Origin of the sequence: Fibrivirga algicola (genome assembly GCF_011742925.1) — a bacterium.
GTDB classification, from domain to species: domain Bacteria; phylum Bacteroidota; class Bacteroidia; order Cytophagales; family Spirosomataceae; genus Fibrella; species Fibrella algicola.
Genome location: NZ_WAEL01000008.1, coordinates 295,098 through 317,673 on the forward strand (window position 1 = coordinate 295,098; position 22,576 = coordinate 317,673).

Sequence of the window (22,576 nt, forward strand, 5' to 3'; positions counted from 1 at the left end):
ACTATATGTGTATCGAATACAAAAACCGTTAACTAGATGTCATTTTCACATCAATAATAGTTAATATTTTCAATTATCCACAACGGGCAATCTTACTATCTGGAAAATATATAAATACCACGTACGCTAAGTTGGTGAAATTGGATGTTTACTCACGCTTAAAATTGATAAATATATGTTACGGTAAGTCTGTTCGTTACGGTAGTATGCCCTAGAGCGAGTAGCTTAGTTGTTTGGTTTCTCTTTTTCAGGATTTCCTCTGTGAGTAAGACAGTTATTGTAGTGGCCGGGCCCACAGCGGTGGGAAAAACAGACTTGTGTGTGCAGTTGGCAAAGCGGCTCAATACCGTTGTTGTGTCGGCAGACTCACGCCAGTTGTATCGTGAGCTGACAATCGGTACTGCTAAACCCACAGTTTCTGAGCTGCAAAACGTACCTCACTATTTTATCGACTCGCACAGTATTGAAGAGCCAATAAGCGCCGGACAATACGAGCGCGAAGCCCTTCTGCTGTTCGACCGGCTATTTACCACGCTCGACACTGTAATTCTTACTGGCGGCACCGGCCTTTATATCAATGCGGTACTGAACGGATTAGATGATATGCCTGAAGGTGACCCGCTCTTGCGCAGTCAGCTCCAGCAGCAGTTTGAGGCCGAGGGGATCACGCCACTTCAGTCACGTTTGCTTCAGCTCGACCCGGCTTATGCGGCACTTGCTGATCTGAACAATACCCAGCGGGTAATGCGGGCACTGGAGGTATGCCTGACCACCGGTAAACCATATTCATGGTTTCGGCAGCGTAATGCGATCGAGCGCCCTTTCTCGACTCAATTAATTGCGCTGCAACGGCCTCGCGAAGAGCTGTACGCACGCATCGATCGGCGGATGGACCTCATGCTGGCCAACGGACTAATCGATGAGGTACGTGGACTGCTCCCATTCCGCCATACACCCGCCCTACAAACGGTAGGCTATAAGGAGGTGTTTCCCTACCTCGATGGCGACTATGATCACAACACGATGGTTGACCTGCTGAAACGCAACTCGCGTCGGTATGCCAAACGCCAGATAACCTGGTTTCGTCATCAGAACCATTTTCAGTGGTTCAACCCGGAACAGGAAACGGAAATTCTGACGGCTATTCTTGATCAGCAAGCCTAGCACGTACCCACAAATCAACGGGCGCTAGCGGATCACCAACCGCTTCACAAGCTTATCATTAGCCCGCTTCACACAAACTAGGTACACGCCAGCCGGATAACCTGTTAGCGTAAGCGGTACCTGATCGGCATTGGTTACTAGTTGCTCTAGGTGTACCACACCCCGTAGATCAAGCACCTGCAAGGTGCCGCTAACCGGGCCTGAAAACTGCACCGATACCTGTCCCTCAGGAGCTGGATTGGGCCAGACACTTACCTCTATCAACGGCTCCTGGCCAACAGCAAGGAGCATCAGCGTGGTCCCTTCAGCCAGCACACCAATCGACTGTGTTTTATCTCCATAGGCCGTCAACCGGTATTGATACGTTGTATTGGGCGACAACTGGGTATCGATGTATTGGCTTTGCTGTCCATCTACTTTAACTGGATTTCCGTAGGTGGTGCTCCCCGCTATTCGCCGTTCGAGCAGGTAATACATAGCGTCAGGGCTAGCTTTCCAGCTGAGTCCAACAGCGTCGAATGAGGTAGGCGTAATGCGTAGTTCAGGCTGGCTCAACTGGTTTGGTGTCGTTGCACTTAAGCTGGCAGTTGGTGATTCTGTTTTATTACCAATGGCAGTTATGCGGTATGTGTAGGTCGTTCCGGGTGTAAGACTGGTATCACGAAACGATACGGTGCCAGGCGTAAACGTACCCAATTCCTGGTAGCCCCGAGTCGTGTCGTACCGCTCAATCTGGTAGGCAGTCGCATTAGGAACTGTGCTCCAGTTCACATGCACAATATTGTTGTAGACAACCGATAGGGAGATTGTTGGCGTAGGTAACAAAGCGGGTGACTGCACGTTAGCCGTCACCGCAACCGATTCTGTCAGCCGCCCCAGCGCCTGTAGGCTGTAGGTGTAAGCGGTTCCTGCCTGCACAGTTGTATCGATAAATAATAGCTTATCAGCCGTAAACGTACCCAGCTTCTCAAACGCCTGACCCGCTGTTTTTCGATTAAGCTGATAACCCGTTGCCGACGGAACAGCCTGCCAGTTTACCTGAATCGCATTATAATAGAGAACAACCAGGCTAACTACCGGTGCGTTAAGTAGAGCGGGCGTTGAGATACTGACACTGGAAACAGGTGATTCTGTTTTGTCCCCAATGGCTTTTACACGGTACGTGTACACGGTGCCCGGTTGCAGACCAGTATCTTTTATAGTCATGATTGCTGGTCCAAACGTACCCAGCTTCTGAAATTCACCAGTCCCGGCCTGCCGTTCCACCTGGTAAGCCGTAGCACCTGGAATGGGCTTCCAGACAACGTCCACTTCGTTGTTGTATAACACCGTAGTAATCAACTCAGGCAAGGCAAGGTAGGCGGGCGTTTTTCCCCTGGCCTCCACCCAGGCGGACTCGGCCGTAGCACCCAGTGCTTTAAGGCGAAACACGTAGTCTGTATTAGCCAAAAGCCCATCGGTCTGGTAGGTTAATGTACCAGCGGGTAGTTGTGCCACCAGTTTAAATGTCCCTCCTTGCGGGTCCTGCCGCTCTACCACATAGGTGGTAGCAGTCGGCACCTCAGTCCATACAAGTTGAAGTGCGGTTGGCGATACAACGCCAACCGTCAGCGAAGGGCTAGGTAGCGGCGGCGAATCGATCTGTACACCACTGATCGGAAATTCATAGAATGAAAGGGCGCGCATACCTCGCTTATTAGTGATGTAAGGCCCCCGGAAAGGCGTGTCCGGTGTACTAGGGTCGTTTTTGGGCGGCAGGTACGTTAGTTTACTAGCGGCCAGCGGGTTTCTTAGCGTCAGCACAATGCGGCTTCCTACCGCCTTTCCGGCACTTACCTGCCCATCGAGGCCATCCGGGTAGAAATAATTCTTCAGCAATAGTGTCCCAAGCTGCTCATTCCAATTTACTGTCTGTCCTTCACCAAATTCCAGGGTCAGGGTGGTACGCTCAGCATTAGAGTAGTAAACACGCCGAATGCTAGGGGCATTGATATTATCAACGTCAGACGAGTTGTAGAAATCGCGGCCAACGAGTCGGGTCAGTTCTTCCGCGTTCTGTATGTACCCTTCGTCAGTATAGTGCAACCCGTCGAAACCAGTTGTACCAACGCTGGGAAGCACCTGAATATCGGGGTACTTGTCTACTAACGCCCGTTGCGATTCCCGGACAAGCGGTGCCGCCGGAACCGCCGGATCGATGATGTCGACCTGAAACACGTATAGCTGCTTTATCGAGGGCAGGTCGATTTTCAGGTTCTTGTAGTACGTGTCGAAATAACCACCCCAGTTATTTCCTTCACCATACGCTTCCGACTCACCCTGCCGCAAAATCAGAGCCTTCACCGCTTTATCGATGCCCCCTTTTTGTAGGCGGTACAGCAGTCGGCCATAGCCGTTGTTCAGATCGGCGGGGTTACCGGGGGTACGGGTAGCATGATGCGCCATCATCGACCAGTGAAAGGTACCGTTGATGAGGCAGGTTGGAATACCGTACTTCTCCAGAATCAACTGCTGGAACTCGAAGCCCATGGTACCTACATTCTGCGCAAGCAGCGTTTGGTTCGATATGGCCCACGTGGTATCGGCCGGGTTGTAAGGTTCAGTTCCGTATGTTCCGCTTGTTTTGCCAAAAGTGCGACAAAACTCGTTAGTGCGCGTTTCGCGAAAGAAATTCGACGCATTCGACTGCCCCGTGAGTACATACACATCACCCGACACGATATGTTGACGCGTGACGACGTTAACTGAGTCGGCCCCTTTTACGAGATAAACCGACAGGTCGTATTCTGCCCTTTCGGCTCTGATAGTGACCGGGTCAATGGCAAAGTGGGCCTGTCCGCCGGTATAACTCAAGGCTACACGTTTGTAGCTGGCCGGCTGATTATTCCTACTTACCTGAACGGATAGATACTGCCAGTCACCCTCCTCCACCCGACCCGAAACCGCTAGTTGCGCTTCGCTCCGCTCATTTCGGGGGTAAAGCTGGTAATCCTGGGGAAGCTTATGAAACGTGATGGCACCAATTCGCTGCGCCCATCCCGAAGTGCCGATCAACCAGAGTAGCACGGAAAGTACCAACTGGTGGGCAGTTGAAATAAACCGCCGTTTCATTGCCTGATAAGGTTAACAGTAAATGTATATCTCGTCATAGAGCCTTGGTTATCTTACTAAGGGCTAGCCTACCTACATGTACGCTAGGCTTCTGTATTCAGATGTTCGCTATGTTAAGTACACTACCAGAATTTAGTAGCGAGGTATAATTAAACTTAGCTAACGATCCAACGCCTTTACTTTAGAGACCTATATAGCCACGATTGGGTCATTTATGGCAAAAAAAAGGCGGCTCCCTTCCTGAAGGGAACCGCCACGCTGTAGTATATTCAACAGTTGCAATCTAGTTACAAAACGGTTAGTAGCCCGGCGAACCGATTAGGCACGGTACGCCAGCATACCACCTACGAGATTGCGAACGTTGTTGAAGCCGTTTTCTTCCAGAAATTGCTGGGCACGGGCCGAGCGGGCACCAGAACGGCAGTGTACAATTACTTCTTCGTCCTGCAGTCCGTCAAGTTCGTCGACCCGGAAGGGGAGTTCACCTAATGGAATGAGGGTTGCTCCAATATTATCGGCTTCATATTCGTCGGGTTGCCGAACGTCGATGAGGTTAAGGGTTTCGCCCTTTTCCAGGCGTTCACGGAGTTCCTGAACAGTAATATCCATCGTTTGTATGGGTTGCGTTTAGTGTCTGATAATCAATTTAGTTGTTCGTGGCCGGGCTTGTTCATCAATAAACCGGAGCAAATAGAACCCATCGGGCAAATCGCTCAGGTCGGTGGTTATCTGGCTCGCCGATAATGGTCGTGTTTGCAGTAGTCGGCCGCTTACATCAAGCACATCGAGTTGCACGGCTCCCCGCAGTGAGCCGCTCCAATTGATAAGGCCCGCCGTTGGGTTAGGAAACACCGATGCTGCCGCTGTCGGTTCGGTAGCAGTGATTACAGCAGGGCCATTATTCATCACCGGCCGCAACATCAGCGCTCCGTCCTGATCGGTAACGCGATCCCAGCGCGTACCCAAATTCACGAACAGCTTATCACGGAACGGGCTGTTTCGATCGAATCCAATGGGAATAGCCGGGTCGTCGAGTTGTGAGAACGCTACGTAAAAGACAGAGTCAGGTACGTTTACCGGGTTGGCAAAGGTAAACTCGGTGAAGCCGTTCCGCTGGGTGGCATACGATACGGAGAACGGTTGTTGCAAGATCGGTTGGGCCGCTGGCTGGCCGTTATTATCAGCGTAGATGCCCAGCAATATGGTTTGGCCACGCTGATCGCGACGCGTTGGTGAAATGTTGAGGCGCACCCCCCGAACGGCATCAGCCCGGTTCAGCACAAACTTCACCGCTACCCGACCCAGCCGCTGATTGACCTGCTTCACCGTTTCGGCGCTACCGTCATCATAAGCATAGTAATCGTCGAGTACAGTAATAGCCGACAATGTATCGTTGAGTGTCAGATTCAGGCCAGGTACGTCGGGGTTGCTGGCATCCTGCGTAATGAGGTTAAACGTGGTCTGCAACAAGGCGCGCCCCGACAAACCAGTTGGCAACCGGGTTCGAAACGCCAGTGGATTTCGTGACAGCCCCAGGGCATTGATCCGATTGGCCAGTGTATCGCGCTGAAACACCTGCCCCGACACCAGATCGCGCACTGTGAATCGACTGTTGATCGGAATAAACTCGGTAAAAAGATTCGTAAAATCACTCCTGACGGTGTCAGCATAGTCGGTAGCGGGGCGGGCCAGAAATTGCGCGAGTGGCATGGCCGTGTAGCGACGCAACAACGGTGTGACGGGTTGCCGCATGGCCCGGTCGCGCAACGGAATATTCGTAGCGGTCCGGTTCTGGTTCAGGTATACGTAATCGATATGCCACGAATCGAACATGCCCGATTGTCGTCCCCGGCTCCGAAACCGAAACTGAAATGCCGGGTGAAAAAAGACCGGATTGGCAACCTGAAGCAGTTGGAACGTAAAGTTGTTATCGATCGTCCCCCCCCCCTGTGTCCAGGCTTGTAGCCAGGCGCCATCACGCCCCAGAAATTCGAGGGTCAGCGAATCGGTAGCGTCGGGTAGTTCACCAAGTCCCCGCCGCTGCCAATAAAAACTCAGGTAAACGCCGTTGCTGACCGTTAACCCACCCAGATCGATGGGAAGCGAGGTCAGCGTGTCGGTACCGCCTTCTGCATTTTCATCATTAAGCGCATAAGGCAGGCCTGTTTGCCTCAACCCATCGAAGGTAGCGACGTTGACCGTCGGGTGGTTGATTGTGAGGGTATTGTTGATGTATACGTTACTGCCAGCTACCCAACGCGTAGGCGAAGCCGTTTGCCGGGCCGTCGAGAAATCGTCGAAGAAGGGGAGCTTCAGCGATTGCCCCACCGCGATTTGCCCAACCAGCAAGCCGACAAGCACTAGAAGTAACTTACTGATTTTCATTTATATCGCTTGCTACCGGGCCCACAACCCACACGTCGACAGATTGCCCCACGCGGATACGTTCACCTGCTTTGGGTTTCTGTTTAATTACGGTACCCACTTCCTGCTCGGGATCATCGACGGGGACACGTACTCCCACCTTTAGGCCCGACCCCTGAATAGCTGTCACCGCTTCGTCATAGGGTTGACCGACCACATCGGGGGCCGGGAAGAATACATTTCCTTCTCCGTCGCCAATGATCAGATCAACTTTCGTGCCTTTGGCAATGGGCGACCCGGGTTTAATTTCCTGCCCGTTGGCATATTGGCGCAACACTTTGTTTTTGCCAAGGTCCGGCTCATAGGTGAGATCGCCCATCACCAGCCCCATAGACCCCAGCAGCAACGCCGCTGTACGCGATGTTTGGTCCACCAGGTTCGGCATCACCACCGTAGGAGCGGTTCGCTTAATGATTGTCAGGTAGATTTTACGGCCTTCTTTTACGTTCGACCCCGGTGTTGGATACTGCGCAAACACCGTCAGTGGCACACCACCAGCCACAAACGTACAGTCACTAACCTCGTAGCGCAGCTTGCGGTCTTCGAGGTAGTTTTCCAGTTCGTCCATACTCATGTGCTGTAGGTCGGGCACCGTAATAGTCTGACCGTGATTGGTTGAGAAAGGCAGGTAAACAAAGAAGAAGGTCAGCACCAAGACCACCGTAAAGGCCAAAATCAGGCCTATATGAATGAGGAGATCAGCGCTCGAACGGGTACTCAGTTTTGTCATGCGGTAAAATTAAGAGAAATAAATAGTTTGGGGTTTGTGGCTTGACGTTTGATGTTGCTCCGCTCAATCACAAACTGGTTGGTTAGCGGCGCAACGGCAAATAGCAACCCATGAACCCCAACCTAGTTATTTATATGATGCCAGCATCTTTTTGATGTATTTGCCGACAACGTCGAACTCCAGATTAACGACATCGCCGGGCTTCAAATTGCGGAAGGTAGTGTGTTCGTAGGTATACGGAATAATAGTGACCCGAAACCCATCGTCGTGCGAATCGAACACGGTGAGACTCACGCCGTTAATGCAGATCGATCCCTTTTCGACGGTGATGTTGCCCACGCCGGGATCGTACTGAAAATCGAACAGCCAACTGCCGTTCAGATCCTGCACAGTCACGCACGTACCGGTCTGATCAACGTGGCCCTGCACGATATGCCCGTCGAAACGGCCTGTGGCGGGCATGCACCGCTCAAGATTCACCGAGTCACCTACAGCGAGATGCCCCAGATTCGTCTTTTTCAGGGTCTCGTCTACCGCCGTAACGCTATAGGCATCACCAGACAGGCCGGTTACCGTCAGGCAAACGCCATTGTGGCTGACACTCTGATCAATTTTTAGTTCGTTGGTGAGCGATGACTCAATATGAAACGTCAGGTTGGTGCCTTCGGCGTCGATGGCGGTTACCCGGCCGGTGGTTTCTACAATGCCCGTAAACATGGGGGAGTGAGTAAAGATGTGTTATGTACTGCCAACAAGGCAAGCCCGCGATTGATTCGTTACCCCACCGATACCCCACAGTGGCTTTGCTTGTAAGCGAAGCATTCTTCCCCTGCCCTGTTGTCAGGGCAAGGGCTGGGGCGGTCCAACGATTTAGTGGGGTAAAAAGCTATTTACCGCGGAAATAACCCGGTCAACCTCATTGTCGGTCAGGGTAGGGTTTAGCGGCAGGCTGACCACTTCACGGTGCAGTTGATCGGCAATCGGGAAGGCATCGGCGGGCCATTGACCGGCATAGGCAAGCTGCCGATGGGGCGGAGTCGGGTAGTGCACATCGGAACCAACGCCCTGCTGATTTAGGTGTTCGCGAAATTCATCGCGGCGGGGATGACGAATGACAAACAGATGCCAGGCATCCTGCTCAAGGGCATCGGCAGGGGGCAGGTGTAGTTCAGGTACGTCAAATTCGGTCAGGTAGCGGTGAGCTATGTGTCGGCGTCGGCTATTCTCGTCATCCAGAAAGGGCAGTTTCCCGCTTAGAATAGCCGCCTGCAGTTCATCAAGACGGCTATTATGGCCAGGTACGTCGTTTTGGTATTTCCGGGCTGAACCGTAGTTCCGCCACATCCTGAGCTGGTTGGCCAGTTCGGCATCGTTGGTAGTAATGGCTCCGGCATCGCCCAGGGCACCCAGGTTCTTGGTCGGGTAAAAACTAAACCCGGCCGCATGCCCCAACGCACCCGCCCGCTTGCCCAGGTACGTTGCGCCGTGTGCCTGTGCAGCATCTTCCAACACCCGCAAGCCGTGCGTTTCGGCGAAAGCCAGCAACGGGGCCATGTCGGTAACCCGGCCGTACAGATGCACCGGCAAAATGGCCCGCGTGTTGGGTGTAAGCGCCACCGACAGCCGTTCAGGGTCAAGCGTATACGTGTCGGGATCGGGCTCAACCAGTACAGGCACAAGACCCGCCTGCGTTATGGCCAGCACCGAAGCGATGTAGGCGTTCGACGGCACAATAACCTCACCTCCTGCCGGAAAGCGCCAGGCTTTCAGCACCAGTGTCAGGGCCTCCAGCCCATTGGCTACCCCGATGCAATGATCAACGCCAACGTACCTGGCAAAGGCCGTTTCAAATGCAGCGACTTCGGGACCCAGCACGTACCAGCCCGACGCCAGCACGCGCGCTGCCGCAGCCTGAATACGCACCTGGTGCGGCGCATTGATTCGACCAAGATCTAAAAATGGAATCATTGAGCTAAAGTAGAACGAAAAACCAGAAGTCGGCATGGACCGGCTATCGGCAAGAGGCTACGCCAATTACACGCGTTTCCGTTCTACTTTTGTTTTATTATTCCAATACCACATGGCTTCTATGCTGAAAAAACCAATTTTCTGGCTGATTGTACTTCCCGTTGTTGCCGCCCTCATCTGGCTGTACAGCCTTCCGTCAGCGAGCAACAGTTCGGCTCAGGTAGACCCCGTAGCCTACCGCGCCGAACTACAGGCCGAACGCGTCAAGAAAGACACGTTCATGCGCACCAACGCCGATTCGCCGATTCTTGATAAAGCAGCATTTAAGGGCTTAACCTATTTCGACGCTGACCCATCGTTCCGGGTACTCGCCAAACTGGAGCCTTTTCCGGAGGGGAAAGCCGAAAAACTGGTCATCAAGCTTACAGACGGTACCGAAGAGGTGTACGAGAAGTACGCCCACGCCACGTTTACGCTGCAAGACAAAACCTGTCGGCTGTTGGTGCTCAAGTTTCAAAATGACCTCACTATCCTCTTTCAGGACGGTACCTCCGGGAAGGAAAGCTACGGCGGTGGTCGCTACATCGACCTCGATCAGGACGACGTGACCAACAACCAGGTAGTGATCGATTTCAACGCAGCTTACAATCCCTACTGCGCCTATAACCCCAACTACGCCTGCCCCCTACCCCCACCCGAAAATAAGCTTCCTGTCACGGTCAAAGCGGGGGAACAGTATGTGCATGAGTAAGTTTTTGTGGTTTGAGGTTGCTCCATGTGTGATTTACCCCCACACGGAGCAACCTCAAACCACAAAAACTTACAACCCTGTAGCCGCCATCACTGTATACCCCCAGGGCGCCATAGCGAAGCGGTCTTTGCCCGTTAACACATTCTTAGTGGGCTTGAACACATTTTGGTACGTACCTGCCTGCTTTTGGGTTTGCAGGGCCACAATAGTTTTCTTGTCGCTCATGTTTACGATAACCACTACCCGATCGCCCGCTTTTTCACGAGAAAAGGCAATAATCTGGTCGGGCTTATCATTGACAATGGGCACTAGTTCGCCGCCTTCGGCTCCGTTCCAGAGGGCGTGGTTCGCATGTTTTAAGGCGAACAGCTTTTTAAATAGGTCGGCATTCGGGTGCTTCTTCCAATCGATCACATCCTTTTCAAAGACCTCCAGTTGCTTAGGGTTGCCGGCCTCCTGCCCGCTGTAGACCAACGGCATTCCGTTCGCGGTGGCGGTCAGTACCACGCAGGCGTCCAGCGCCTTGCCAAACTGGGAGTAGGGCGCACCGATCCAGGTGTTTTTATCCTGATTGTCGGTAAATAGCATCCGGTAGCCATTGCGGGGAAAGGTGCTTGCCTCATTCGCCATATACGTGACCAGCCCATCAACGCCTTTCGTTTCGGTAGCCGCCTTGTGCATCTGGTCGTACAGGCTTGAAGAATAGGTCATGTCGAATGCCCGTTTGTGCAAATTGCGGGATTCCCGTTCGGCCAGCATGAACACGGGCTTAATCATGTCAAGCTCCTTGCGGGTATTCTCCCAGAAATCGACTGGTATCGATTCGGGCACCTCGCAACGGTAGCCGTCAATATCGGTTTCACGTACCCAGTGGGTCAGGGCCTTGGCCATGTATTCCCGAATACCCGGCTTGCTGTAATCAAAATAGGCAATATCCGTTCGATCATATCCCGGCGTTGGCTGTAGCGTACCGGCAGGCGTTTGGGTATACCAGTCCGGATGGTCGTTTACCAGGGAATTATCCCGAGCCGACTGGTTGGTTACCCAGTCGAGGATCACGTGCATGCCCATACGATGAATGGTAGCGACCAGGGCTTTAAAATCGGCTATCGTACCCAGTTCCGGATTGATGCCATAGTAGTCTTTTACCGCATAGGGGTTTCCCAGGGTACCTTTCCTATTTTTCAGGCCAATGGGGTGAATGGGCATTAGCCAGATAATATCCACGCCCATTGCCTTCAGCCGGGGCAGGTGCGTGGCAAACGCGTTGAACGTACCTTCCGGGGTGTACTGCCGGAGGTTCACTTCGTAAATCGTCGCGTTTTTGCTCCAATCCGGGTGTTTCAGCTCTACATAGCTGTCCGGCTTATAGGCCAGCGTATCTGCTGAACCGGTGGTTTGATCGGTCTTTTTTTCTGCTTTGCCGCAGCCTGTAACCGTACCTAGAAGCAATAAACAGGCAATGATCAGGCGGCTGGCAGTCATCATATCGCAGTGCGTAAAAATTTGTAGGGCCTCAAAAATAAAAAGATTACGCGACCGTCAACCCAGCAGCGGAACAAGTCTATCCATTTCCTTGCACCCGTTTCGTCTGAAACCGTGCAAGCTTGCTTATTTTTGTCCCTAATCCGTTTGCCCGACTCCTGCCAGTCGGGCTTTTTGATAGACACATGAACATTTCCTATAGTTGGCTTACCCAGTTTATCGACGTTAACAAAACGCCGCAAGAACTGGATCATATACTCACCAGTACGGGCCTTGAAGTAGATGGCATTGAGCGCGTTGACCTGATTCCGGGCGGCCTCACGGGCGTGGTGATCGGCACGGTGCTGACCTGCGAACGCCACCCCGACGCCGATAAGTTGAGCATTACCACCGTAGACGTAGGCGGCGAACAACCACTAAACATCGTTTGCGGTGCGCCCAATGTGGCGGCTGGTCAGCGCGTGGTGGTGGCTACCGTTGGTGCTACGCTTCATCCTAAAAACGGGGAGCCATTCGCGATTAAAAAGGCTAAAATTCGGGGCGCTGCTTCCGAAGGTATGATCTGCGCCGAAGACGAGATCGGCCTTGGCGAATCGCACGCGGGCATTATGGTGCTTACCACCGACGTACCCAACGGCACCCCGGCGGCCAAATTTTTCGACCTGGAAGCCGATTCACGCATCGAAATTGGCCTCACACCCAACCGAGCCGATGCCGCGTCGCACCTGGGTGTGGCCCGCGACCTGCGCGCCGTGCTGGGTACGCCCATCCAGTGGCCATCGGTCGATGACTTTACCGTAGCTTCCACCGATTTCACCATTCAGGTACGTGTCGACGACGTGGCCGCCTGCCCCCGTTACATGGGCCTCACCATGAGCGGCCTTACGGTTGGCGAATCGCCCAAATGGCTAAAACAGCGGCTGCTGAGCATTGGCCTCACGCCGATCAACAATATCGTTGACATCACCAATTTCGTGTGCCACGGCCTGGGTCAACCCATGCACGCGTTCGACGCCGACGCTATCACAACGGGCGAAGTTGTAGTAAAAACGCTGCCCGCAGGTACGTCGTTCGTTACCCTAGACGGCATTGAGCGCAAACTGTCGGCCACTGATCTAATGATCTGCAACGGCGATTCTGAGGGCATGTGTATTGGTGGTGTGTTTGGTGGAAAAACATCGGGCGTATCGGAGAAAACCACACGGATCTTTCTGGAATGTGCGTACTTCTCGCCTGCTTCTATTCGGAAAACGGCGCAGCATCATGGCCTGAAAACCGATGCTTCGTTCCGGTACGAGCGAGGCACCGACCCCAACATGCCGCCCTTTGCGCTGAAATACGCTGCCCTGCTCATTCAGGAAGTGGCCGGTGGCAGCGTCACCTCCCAGGTTGTCGATAGCTACCCCAACCCTATCGCCGACTTCCGGATTCCGGTCACGTACCGTAACATTGACCGGCTGATCGGTATTCAGATCGACCGCGAGCGAATTCTTGAGATTCTCCATTCGCTCGACATTCAGACAGACGAACTGACCGAATCGGGTTTTGTGGCGGTGGTTCCTCCCTACCGGGTCGATGTAACCCGCGAAGCTGACATCGTGGAAGAGATTCTCCGCATTTTCGGCCTCGACAACGTACCCCTGTCGCCCAGCCTGTCGGCCAATACGTTATCTGAATTTCCGACAACTGATGTAAACCAGCTACAGGGCCGCATTGGACAAGTACTCGCCGCCAACGGTTTTGTCGAAGCCATGTCGCTGTCGATGACGCGTCCGGCTTATCACGAAGCCATCCGCACCAGCCTGCCACTGGCCGACGTGCGCCTCCTGAACCCGTTGAGCGATGAGTTGTCGGTAATGCGCCAGTCGATGTTGTTCTCGGTGCTCGAGGCGCTGGTGTATAACCTGAATCGCCGCCAGCGCGACCTGAAATTGTTCGAGTTTGGTAAGGTATACGGTAGCAGCCAAACTGAAACGGAGTTAGACAAGCCGACAAAAAAATACCACGAATCACCCCGACTCGCCCTAGCGATGGTGGGCGATCAAACGGCCGAAAGCTGGCAGCAAAAAGGCCAGTCTGTTGCCTTTCATGATCTGAAAGCAGCCGTACATACAGTGCTGGCATCGCTGCGCATCCAACCCACTGACCAGCAACAGGCCGACAGTTCATTGTTCCAGTATGGCCTCACCTACACGATAAATAAAAAGCCAGTCGTCACGTTCGGGTTAGTGCATCCAAAACTGGCTAAATTAGCCGATGCGAAGCAACCCGTGTACTACGCTGACTTTGATTGGGCATTACTGACCAAACGATATAGCGGCAAAACCAGTTACATGGAAGTTCCGCGTTTTCCTGAGGTGCGGCGCGACCTGTCGCTGGTGATCGACAAGTCGGTAACATTTGAGCAAATTCAGAAGCTGGCCATACAAACGGAACGGAAATTGTTGCGTAACATCAACGTCTTCGATGTGTATGAAGGTGATAATCTGGGCAATGGCAAGAAGGCCTATGCTGTCAGTTTTACGCTTCAGGATGCTACACAAACCCTTACGGACGCAGCCATTGACAAAACGATGCAGCGCCTGATGAGTCAGTTCGAAAAAGAGTTAGGCGCGGTAATAAGAAAATAGTTTGACGTTTTAGGTTTGACGTTGCGCTGCTAATTCAATCCGTAAGGCAACGTCAAGCCTAAAACCACAAACGTCAAACGGTTAGAAAGATGGTTTCTGAATCGAGACTTTTTGTATTGCTGGAAGACTTTGAGCACAGAGTCTTTGATCTGACTGAGCGTGTTGCTCAGCAGCGGCAACGCATTGAGCAATTGGAACGGGAGAACACGGACCATCAAAATACGATTCGAGACCTCCAAAACCAGGTAAAACAACAACAGAAAAAAGCGGTGGATGCACCACCGGCGTTTACAAAGTCGAAAGATTTAAGTAAACTTGTAAGCAGCAACCTGCCCGACGCGGTTGCCCGTGAAGAAGTAAAGCAGAAACTCGATGAGTATATCCAGGACCTTGACCGGTGCATTGCTCATCTGAGTACCTTGTCATAACAACCAATAGCGTACCCCGACCCGAACAGTTTGGGCCGGTCAGCCAGTGCCACACACACATAATGGAAGAACGGCTAGCGATACATATCAAAATTGCCGACCGCGATTACCGCTTTAAGTCGTTGCCCGAGGAAGAAGTATTCCTACGCGACGCCGGTAAGCTGATTCGCGAGCGCATGGAGGTACACCGAAGCCGGGGCGTGCGCGACACGCAGGACATTCTGGCCCTGGTGGCCCTCGATTGTTTGGTAGCGAGCCTGAAATCAGAAGATCAGGCGCGACAGATGCAGAACCGCATCTATGACAGGATTGCCCAATTGAACCAGACCATCACGCCTAGCCTCGCATAGGTGGCGCGTTAGTCTTCTTCTCCCCACGGGAACCGGTGTTGCAGCGGGTGCATAATGAACTATGTTCAACCCAAACGATACCAATCAATGACAACGACCAGTATAATACTGATAATCCTGTGTAGCGTAATTGCCGCAGGTATCGGTGTTTTTTTTGGGCGAAAATCGCTTCAGGGCGCTATCGCTGATAAACAGCAGGAAGCCGAATCGAAAGCCGCCGATATCCTGAAAACAGCCGAACTCCAGGCCGAGACGATCAAGAAAGACCGGATGCTGGAGGCGAAAGAGAAGTTTCTCCGCCTGAAAGCCGAATTTGAAGAGCAAACCAACGAGAAGCGTGGCCTTCTGCAGCAAAACGAAGCCAAGCTAAAGCAACGCGAACAGCAACTGGCACAGCAAGCCGATCAGCAACGTACCCGTGAAGGGGAATTGAATCAGCTCAAAAACGAGATTAATCAGCTCAAAAACGAGGTTGCTCAACAGAAAACTGCCTTGGCTCAACAAGTAGAGGCCCTGAATCGCCGCAATGAAGACGTTGATCGCCGCCAGGCTGAAGCTGATAAAATGCTGGCTGAGCAAGTTTCACAACTCGAAAAAATTGCGGGTCTTTCCGCCGAGCAGGCGCTGGAACGCATGGTTGATACCTTGAAAGGCGAAGCCGATACCCGCGCCTCTGCCTATGTGAAGAATATGCTGGAGGAAGCCAAACTGACGGCTACTAAAGAAGCTAAAAAGGTCGTTATTGATACCATTCAGCGGACGGCTACCGAGCACGCCATTGAAAACTGCGTATCTATTTTCAACATCGAATCAGACGATATCAAGGGTAAGATCATTGGTCGCGAAGGACGTAACATCCGGGCGCTGGAAGCTGCAACGGGGGTAGAAATCATCGTAGACGACACGCCGGAAGCGATCATCATTTCGGGCTTCGACCCCGTTCGGCGTGAAGTGGCCCGCTTATCGCTGCACCGCCTTGTACAGGACGGCCGTATTCACCCCGCCCGCATTGAAGAGATCGTTGCCAAAACGCGCAAGAACATCGAAGACGAGATCGTTGAAATTGGTGAGCGTACCGTCATTGACCTCGGCATTCACGGTCTGCACCCTGAACTGATCAAAATGATTGGTCGGATGCGCTTCCGGTCAAGTTACGGACAGAACTTGCTGCAACACTCGCGCGAAGTGGCAAAGCTCTGTGCTACAATGGCCGCTGAACTGGGGCTCAACGCTAAACTGGCTAAACGGGCTGGTCTGCTCCACGATATTGGTAAAGTCTGGCCCGAAGAAGCCGAACTACCCCACGCTCTGTTAGGCATGGAGTTAGCCAAGAAGTACAAAGAGAACCCCGAGGTGATCAACGCCATTGGTGCTCACCACGACGAAATTGAAATGACCAGCATGATTTCGCCGATCGTACAGGTGTGTGACGCCGTTTCTGGCTCACGTCCCGGTGCTCGTCGAGAGATGATGGAATCGTACATCAAACGCCTGAAAGAACTCGAAGAATTAGCTACTAATTTCCAGGGCGTCGTCAAATGTTACGCCATTCAAGCCGGACGCGAGCTTCGCGTGATGGTCGATGCCGATCACGTGACCGACGAGCGTGCAGGTACGTTATCGTTCGAAATTTCGCAGAAGATCGAGAAAGAAATGCAGTACCCCGGTCAGATCAAAGTGACCGTCATTCGCGAGATGCGCTCGGTGGCTTACGCGAAGTAAATAGTGCACCATCAATACTTATCAGAAAATAGCCGAATTACTTCGGCTATTTTTTTGCCTGTCCGGTAGAACACCACCGCCTGTTGCACCTGAACAGTAAGCAGACTTGCCCCAGACCGGATCAATTATGCTCGCCTAGTCAGGACTGGGAAGCCACCTGATGAACGGCAGCAAAACAGGCCTTATTAATCCCTTTGCTCATCTTAACCGGACCATGACTATGGCTCCAATCAGTCGCTTAGCGCTGCGCTAGCTTGTTTCTTTGATTGACTTACACAGAGTACAGGTTAACGCGATTTATGTTCTCTGGCAGCATCATGTGCACCTGTGCCAACCTGCCTATCACTACGGCAACGCCTCACATAAGGCAGTTGCCACAAAAAAACCGTAGGCTGGTAGCCTACGGTTTTTTTGTGGCAACTGCCGACCAGCTATTAGGGTAAATACAAGGGAACAGCGTCACTGTAATCGCAGTGATTTGCCTGAATCCACTTGCCGATATTACCTGCAGCAGTTGCCGCTTTTTTGCTGGCCGAACTTCCGGTGGGGCCTAGATCACCAGCAGTAATCTTTTTACCCAAATTGGTCAAATAAGTATTGATGGTATTATAATCAGTCCATACCGAAGCCGTTGGACTAATAGTGCCAGCGCTGAGAGCAATGGTAGCTGCCTGTAAAAAGGCTTTCTTCGTATCGTTGATACCTTTGGCATTCGACGAGTTCCAGATAGCTCTAGCTTCATTGTAGGTGTACGTATACCCTCCGAGGGTTACTGTAGTCCAAGGAGAGTTTGGCTTCGCGAAATAGAATCCTTGCGACATTGAGCAGCCATTGCCACAAGGACCAGTAATGGCTGTGAAATTAGCTACTCCCGTAGAAAATGCTGTTTGGGTTGCAGGGCTAACGCTTTGAACGTTATCAGGAGTGCCAGTTACGGACAACGTGTACGTAGTAAGTCCGGAGATTCCAGCAAGGGTATAAGAGCCATCTACGCCAGTAATGGCGGTAAGCAGGCCCGGCGCTGCAGTAACCGTTACATTCGCATAAGGAGTTACCGCTGCACCTGAGCAGGTTGCTTTGTACACTGTTCCTGTAATCTGCGGGCAACCGGGTCCATCTATATCAAAATTAAACGTACCTGAAACAGACGAATTTCCTTGGGTGTCAATCGTTGAGGTTGTCGCACTTAAAGGTACCGACACCGTTGGAACAGCATAGGCAAGCGTAAAGGACAAATCAAACGACTGGCCATTTGGCAAGGCAGGAATACCTGTGATTTGTATCCACGATTTGCCGGCAACAGTAGCAATGGCAATCTCGGTTTGTCCTTTGACAAACTTCCCGTTCAGTCTATCAAACCCATCAATGCTGGCCACATCGGCTTCAGTAATACAATCTCCCAGGCTGAGGTTCCACGTATTCAAATTACCTGAGTTTTCATTCTGATTGTTGGTAATGGAGTAATGCCAGTTTGTACCAGTTGTACTGACCAGGGCGACTGTGTACCCACCAGCGGACACAGAACTTCTGGCGGACCGACTAGGCTTGTCTGTTGGTTGTAGCTCTTGCGTCGGCTGACAGTTTTGGAAGATAAGTACTAAACCCAGGAGGGCGAAAAAAAGGCGAAAAAACGGGTTGCTTTTCATGACAAAGGTTAGTTAAATGATGTGAATAGGTAAATGAGTACTGAAAAGTACGATTCTTGAATTAATTACGAGTTGATGACATCAATCGATCAATTGACCACCACGCAACGCTTAATAAACTCTGATAAATCGAAAAACAAATTGACAAGCCTAGCGCTACGCCATCCTGGTTAAACGTGTAATTATGTTCATATAATGGAGGTATTTTAATTTAAATTAAATGTCTCAAATGATGTAAGTAAATATTGCGTTTTTTTCACCGGCTAAGTCAATGAAAGGTTACTTTATAAATCTATGTTTATTAAACGGCAAAAATTTTATTTACATTAATTAAGGATAATATTATCATGATTAAGACAAGTTTAATTAGTAGCATCAACTAGGGAATTAATTACATAATATTTAATTCATATATAAATTCTTTCATTTGAATAAATAACAACTTTCGGTTAGTCAAATTCAGATAGTTAATCGCCGGGATTTGTCCTGGTCGCAAGCGGTTTGCGTAGTCATCACTCCCGGTAGACTTGCTAAGATCTGCCCATTCCAATCAGCGTAGTAAAGGTCCGTGTTATATCTACCAACTAAGCTACTTATGTTTTCTAAATCAGTTAGTTGCAGATGAATCTGCTTACGTGGCTACCATGTTTTACGTGCACCACTGGCCAGTACGTACACTATAGCTAAAAGTTACCTGTAACGATGTACAGCTGAGTCGTAGAATCTACTGTGTGGCTGCATACACAGTAATTACTTTTAGTACTACAGAAACAAATAATGTCTTCTGAGCATATTAGCAAAAAGCCCCGAGAATAGGTTGGCCAATTACAACTGCGCTATAAAAGATAGGTTGATCAATACAGTTTAATTAACGCCTTATCCAGTGTACATGAGTAAAACAGGTTTAGCTGCTAACTTATAAAGTAATCACTACTACTTATTTATATATAGCTTATTGTAAAAATTGCTCACATAACTGAAGTATTTTTTATTACGCAGTCAATAGTACCATATATAATTAACCTGATTAATTATATATTAAACAAACTATGCATATTACTTCTAATAAGCACATTCACTTTCTTAATGAAACTTCAGGGTCTAATTAAGTGGTAGATAACAGAGCGCGTGGCATGTTCGTAAATAGCTACACGTAACTGCTTGACACAATCATTTTCACCTCAGCTATGCTAAGCCACCTTTACGCATGATTCCACATAGATACGAGCGTTGAATTAATAAGTCCGGTTTAGTGCTGCCATCTCGAAGCGCAACGGACTCGTGGAAAGTAGCGCCTTCCATGCCTGGAGTAGGCTGACCAGGCACACGAAAGACCAAAGACTAGGTCAGAAGGCTTAGGAAAAAAAGAGCGGGGATGTATACATGGATGTCAGTCGAGCTTATACATTCTATCCAAGCCGACTGTACGAAGTTGGTAGCCTTTTACATAGAAAAAGCCGGGTACGTAGCGTACCCGGCTTTTTCTATGTAAAATGAGCTGTGATCTACACGCTCAGCTTCTGCATGTTTTTAAAGCTTGTTGCGATAGCCTCCAGTGGAGTGCCTTTTGTAACAGCATCCTGTTCAACAAAATAGTGCTGGATACCCCCGATCTTGGCAGCGTTCAGGATTCGCTGAAAATCGACCGAGCCAGTGCCCACCTCAGCAAACTCTTTTTTCTCAGTCTTAGCGATGTCTTTCATGTGCACGAGCGGGAAACGGCCGGGGTTCTGCTTGAACAGTTCGACGGGGTCTTTACCGGCAATGATCGTCCAGTATAGGTCCAGTTCCATCTTCACCAGCTTAGGGTCTGTACCTTTCAAAATGATGTCGTAACCAAGCTGACCGTTAAGGGGCTGAAATTCGAAATCGTGGTTATGATACACGAACTGGATACCCGCCTTTTTGCAGGTCTCAGCCGCTTTGTTGAACAGGTCGACAAATCCTTTGTAATCGTCGGCTTTCGTGCGTTCAGCGGGCATGATGTAGGCACAGGCCATGTATTTCTGCCCAATGGTAGCGGCATCGTCAACGATCTTGTCCCAACCGCTTTTCAGTTGGTTCGGCATATAGTGCCCACTTGGCGACGTAAGGCCCAGACTTTTTAATTGTTCTTTAAAGGCCTGTGGCGTTTTACCAAAGAATTTACCGTCGTTATAACCAAATGTTTCTACTTCCTTATACCCGATTTCAGCGACCCGCTTCATCGTAGCATCCGGATCTTTACTCAGGTCGGTCCGGAGCGTGTAAAGTTGCAAACCCACATTTTTAATAGGTTTCGCCTGAGCCTCGAAACGGGTCAGCAACGGAAGAGACAACGCTAATGCACTTGTTTTCAGGAAGTCAGCGCGTGAAATAGTAGGCGATTGTGCCATTATCAGAGGTTAGTTAATTGGGTAAAACAAGTACCAGAACGAGTAATCTGTAACTTAGACAGCAGACACCCGACAAGGTTTATCAGAAGCCTGAACAGGATCGTCCATTACAGAAGATAACTAGCGGGTTTACCTACTGCAAACGTTCCCAGACCACCGGAATGTACTTCTTGTCCTTATTTATGTGGCTAACTAACCAGATTCACCCGGATCTCCCCGGTTTACTTGTACCAATGCTAACGTACCTGACACTGCGTTCATACGTCTTAACCAGATTCGGCAGTGTTACGCTATCAATACGCTTAGGGCCTGCCCTTTTAGGAGCAGCTTTTTGAGGAGCACAGAAGTACCGCTTAGCTGGCTTCCTGATTGACGTACCCGCTTAGCGACCGACTGGGTTCCGATCTCGGCTCAATCAGGTTATTGTCCTGCTTTAAGCTTAAGCTACGCTCGCTCAGCCAAACGGCTACAATGTAAAGGAACAGCACATTGTACGTGATCAGTGTGTAAGCCTGTGTGTAATCGGAAAGGCGGTTACCGAGCAGGTCGCTGGTCATCAGGCCAACAGTGATCGGGATAATTGCCACCCAACGCCGCAGGCTATACGTTTCGGGCTTGCTCAACAATTGGTAAAGACCCGTAACAATCAGTAGCAGCGTAACGTGGTGCCCCTCCCAGGCTACCCCCGATACCAGCAGCATGGTCAGGAACGTAAGCAGAATGGCCAGTATCGGGAGTTGGCGGTGTTTCCGGGTCAGCCATACGTACCTGTAGGTGATACCCACAATAGCCAGCCGAATAATCAGGCTGATTTTACCAACTACTGCCGGCGACCAACTCACGATATTGTACCGGATGCCGTTGATCGTATCGTGGTCAGTCAACAGTTTCGAGAGCAACGGCGAGATACCAAACGCAATCCAGTCGGTGAATACTTTCCCCATCAGGAACGGTTTGAAGGTAATATGCCAGTAGTCGAAGTAATCCTGAATCCCTTGGTTGACACCCCGGAAACTCATCAGAATCACGGCATACAGAGCACTAAAACCCAGCACTGCCAGTACCGTTTGACGTGGCTTTCGGATAAACAGCGTCACCACAATCAGCAAGGCCATTACTTTAATCCACATGGCCAGCGTCAGCAACGCCAGCCCGGTGAGCCGGCGACCTTTCATGTACACAAGCAAACCGCCAAAACAGAGCATACCGATTAGCTCATTGACATTTACCCAGAGGATATTATGCCAGAAATAGCGGATACTTGCCACAAGACCAACAAGCAGCGCAACCCGTAGATTGGTGTTGGGAAAATAGCGTTGCAAGATCCGGTACGTAAGCCCGATCATGACCAGCCAGGCCGCAAAATTGATCAGCGTAAAGACAACGACCGCTACAGGAAATGGCATCAGGGCCAGAATCTGACAGAACAGGACGGCAATAGGCGGGTACAAAAACTCCTGTGACCCCGGCACAGGCTCATACAACGGCAGCCCAGCTAAAAACTTTCCCCCAACAGCCCAATAGATATATGGATCCCCGTTGACACCCTGATACGAATACTGCCGGACAGCAATGACAATGGCCAGGACTAGAAAGACGGCTAGCAAATACCAGCGTCGGCGGGCAAACTGGACAAATTCATTCATTTAATCTATAGACTTAAATACTGTATTGGTATAACGTGCACCCAATTTTCTCGCGGATTAGCGACATCATGGCCTGACCCGAAACCAAACTAACGCAATCAGTGGCCGAGGCTTATACAGAATCGCCGGAATGGCCCATTTCTCAT

The 22,576-nt window shown here is 50.9% G+C and carries 16 protein-coding genes; 6 read left to right on the forward strand and 10 right to left on the reverse strand.

What is annotated here, in order from left to right; genetic code table 11:
- Positions 1-261 precede the first annotated feature (261 nt).
- Positions 262-1,164, forward strand: a complete 903-nt coding sequence (gene miaA, locus F7231_RS21295) for a tRNA (adenosine(37)-N6)-dimethylallyltransferase MiaA (RefSeq protein ID WP_085412803.1) — start codon at positions 262-264, stop codon at positions 1,162-1,164.
- Positions 1,165-1,188: 24 nt separating this feature from the next.
- Here miaA and F7231_RS21300 read toward each other — a convergent pair whose 3' ends face one another.
- The 6 genes from F7231_RS21300 to F7231_RS21325 all read right to left on the reverse strand — a co-directional run bounded on the left by F7231_RS21300 (position 1,189) and on the right by F7231_RS21325 (position 9,397).
- Positions 1,189-4,275 (reverse strand): sialate O-acetylesterase, encoded by a 3,087-nt coding sequence (locus F7231_RS21300; protein WP_166693453.1) that lies wholly within the window; start codon positions 4,273-4,275, stop codon positions 1,189-1,191.
- Between the two features lie 318 nt (positions 4,276-4,593).
- The gene (locus F7231_RS21305) at positions 4,594-4,884 is read right to left on the reverse strand and encodes a rhodanese-like domain-containing protein (protein ID WP_085412801.1); all 291 of its coding nucleotides are present in this window, start codon (positions 4,882-4,884) and stop codon (positions 4,594-4,596) included.
- A gap of 18 nt (positions 4,885-4,902) precedes the next feature.
- Complete coding sequence (locus F7231_RS21310) at positions 4,903-6,660, reverse strand: T9SS type A sorting domain-containing protein (protein WP_166693454.1); 1,758 nt, start codon at positions 6,658-6,660, stop codon at positions 4,903-4,905.
- Positions 6,647-7,429 (reverse strand): PASTA domain-containing protein, encoded by a 783-nt coding sequence (locus tag F7231_RS21315; protein ID WP_085412799.1) that lies wholly within the window; start codon positions 7,427-7,429, stop codon positions 6,647-6,649. Before F7231_RS21315 ends, F7231_RS21310 begins: the two co-directional genes overlap by 14 nt.
- 126 nt (positions 7,430-7,555) lie before the next feature.
- Positions 7,556-8,146, reverse strand: a complete 591-nt coding sequence (locus F7231_RS21320; RefSeq protein ID WP_166693455.1) for a riboflavin synthase — start codon at positions 8,144-8,146, stop codon at positions 7,556-7,558.
- A 153-nt stretch (positions 8,147-8,299) separates the two neighbouring features.
- Complete coding sequence (locus F7231_RS21325) at positions 8,300-9,397, reverse strand: DegT/DnrJ/EryC1/StrS family aminotransferase (RefSeq protein WP_166693456.1); 1,098 nt, start codon at positions 9,395-9,397, stop codon at positions 8,300-8,302.
- 112 nt (positions 9,398-9,509) lie between these two features.
- Here F7231_RS21325 and F7231_RS21330 point away from each other — a divergent pair, with 112 nt between their 5' ends.
- A complete protein-coding gene (locus tag F7231_RS21330) occupies positions 9,510-10,148 on the forward strand; it encodes a DUF1684 domain-containing protein (protein WP_229370189.1) in 639 nt (212 codons plus the stop codon).
- Between the two features lie 69 nt (positions 10,149-10,217).
- Here F7231_RS21330 and F7231_RS21335 read toward each other — a convergent pair whose 3' ends face one another.
- On the reverse strand, positions 10,218-11,636 hold the full coding sequence (locus tag F7231_RS21335; protein WP_166693457.1) for an alpha-amylase family glycosyl hydrolase: 1,419 nt from the start codon (positions 11,634-11,636) through the stop codon (positions 10,218-10,220).
- A gap of 182 nt (positions 11,637-11,818) precedes the next feature.
- Here F7231_RS21335 and pheT point away from each other — a divergent pair, with 182 nt between their 5' ends.
- From pheT to rny, 4 genes are all read left to right on the forward strand, one after another.
- Complete coding sequence (pheT, locus tag F7231_RS21340; protein WP_166693458.1) at positions 11,819-14,263, forward strand: phenylalanine--tRNA ligase subunit beta; 2,445 nt, start codon at positions 11,819-11,821, stop codon at positions 14,261-14,263.
- 89 nt (positions 14,264-14,352) lie between these two features.
- Entirely contained in the window at positions 14,353-14,691 is a 339-nt protein-coding gene (locus tag F7231_RS21345; protein ID WP_085412793.1) for a hypothetical protein, read from the forward strand.
- A 62-nt stretch (positions 14,692-14,753) separates the two neighbouring features.
- Positions 14,754-15,041 (forward strand): cell division protein ZapA, encoded by a 288-nt coding sequence (locus tag F7231_RS21350; protein ID WP_085412792.1) that lies wholly within the window; start codon positions 14,754-14,756, stop codon positions 15,039-15,041.
- An 87-nt stretch (positions 15,042-15,128) separates the two neighbouring features.
- Complete coding sequence (rny, locus tag F7231_RS21355) at positions 15,129-16,763, forward strand: ribonuclease Y (RefSeq protein ID WP_085412791.1); 1,635 nt, start codon at positions 15,129-15,131, stop codon at positions 16,761-16,763.
- Between the two features lie 434 nt (positions 16,764-17,197).
- Here the strand turns inward: rny and F7231_RS21360 are convergent, their stop codons facing one another.
- From F7231_RS21360 to F7231_RS21370, 3 genes are all read right to left on the reverse strand, one after another.
- Positions 17,198-18,409, reverse strand: coding sequence for a carboxypeptidase regulatory-like domain-containing protein (locus F7231_RS21360; protein WP_166693459.1), 1,212 nt, complete (start codon positions 18,407-18,409; stop codon positions 17,198-17,200).
- A gap of 1,505 nt (positions 18,410-19,914) precedes the next feature.
- Positions 19,915-20,784, reverse strand: coding sequence for a sugar phosphate isomerase/epimerase family protein (locus F7231_RS21365; RefSeq protein WP_085412789.1), 870 nt, complete (start codon positions 20,782-20,784; stop codon positions 19,915-19,917).
- A 353-nt stretch (positions 20,785-21,137) separates the two neighbouring features.
- The gene (locus F7231_RS21370; RefSeq protein WP_166693460.1) at positions 21,138-22,430 is read right to left on the reverse strand and encodes a glycosyltransferase family 87 protein; all 1,293 of its coding nucleotides are present in this window, start codon (positions 22,428-22,430) and stop codon (positions 21,138-21,140) included.
- Positions 22,431-22,576 lie beyond the last annotated feature (146 nt).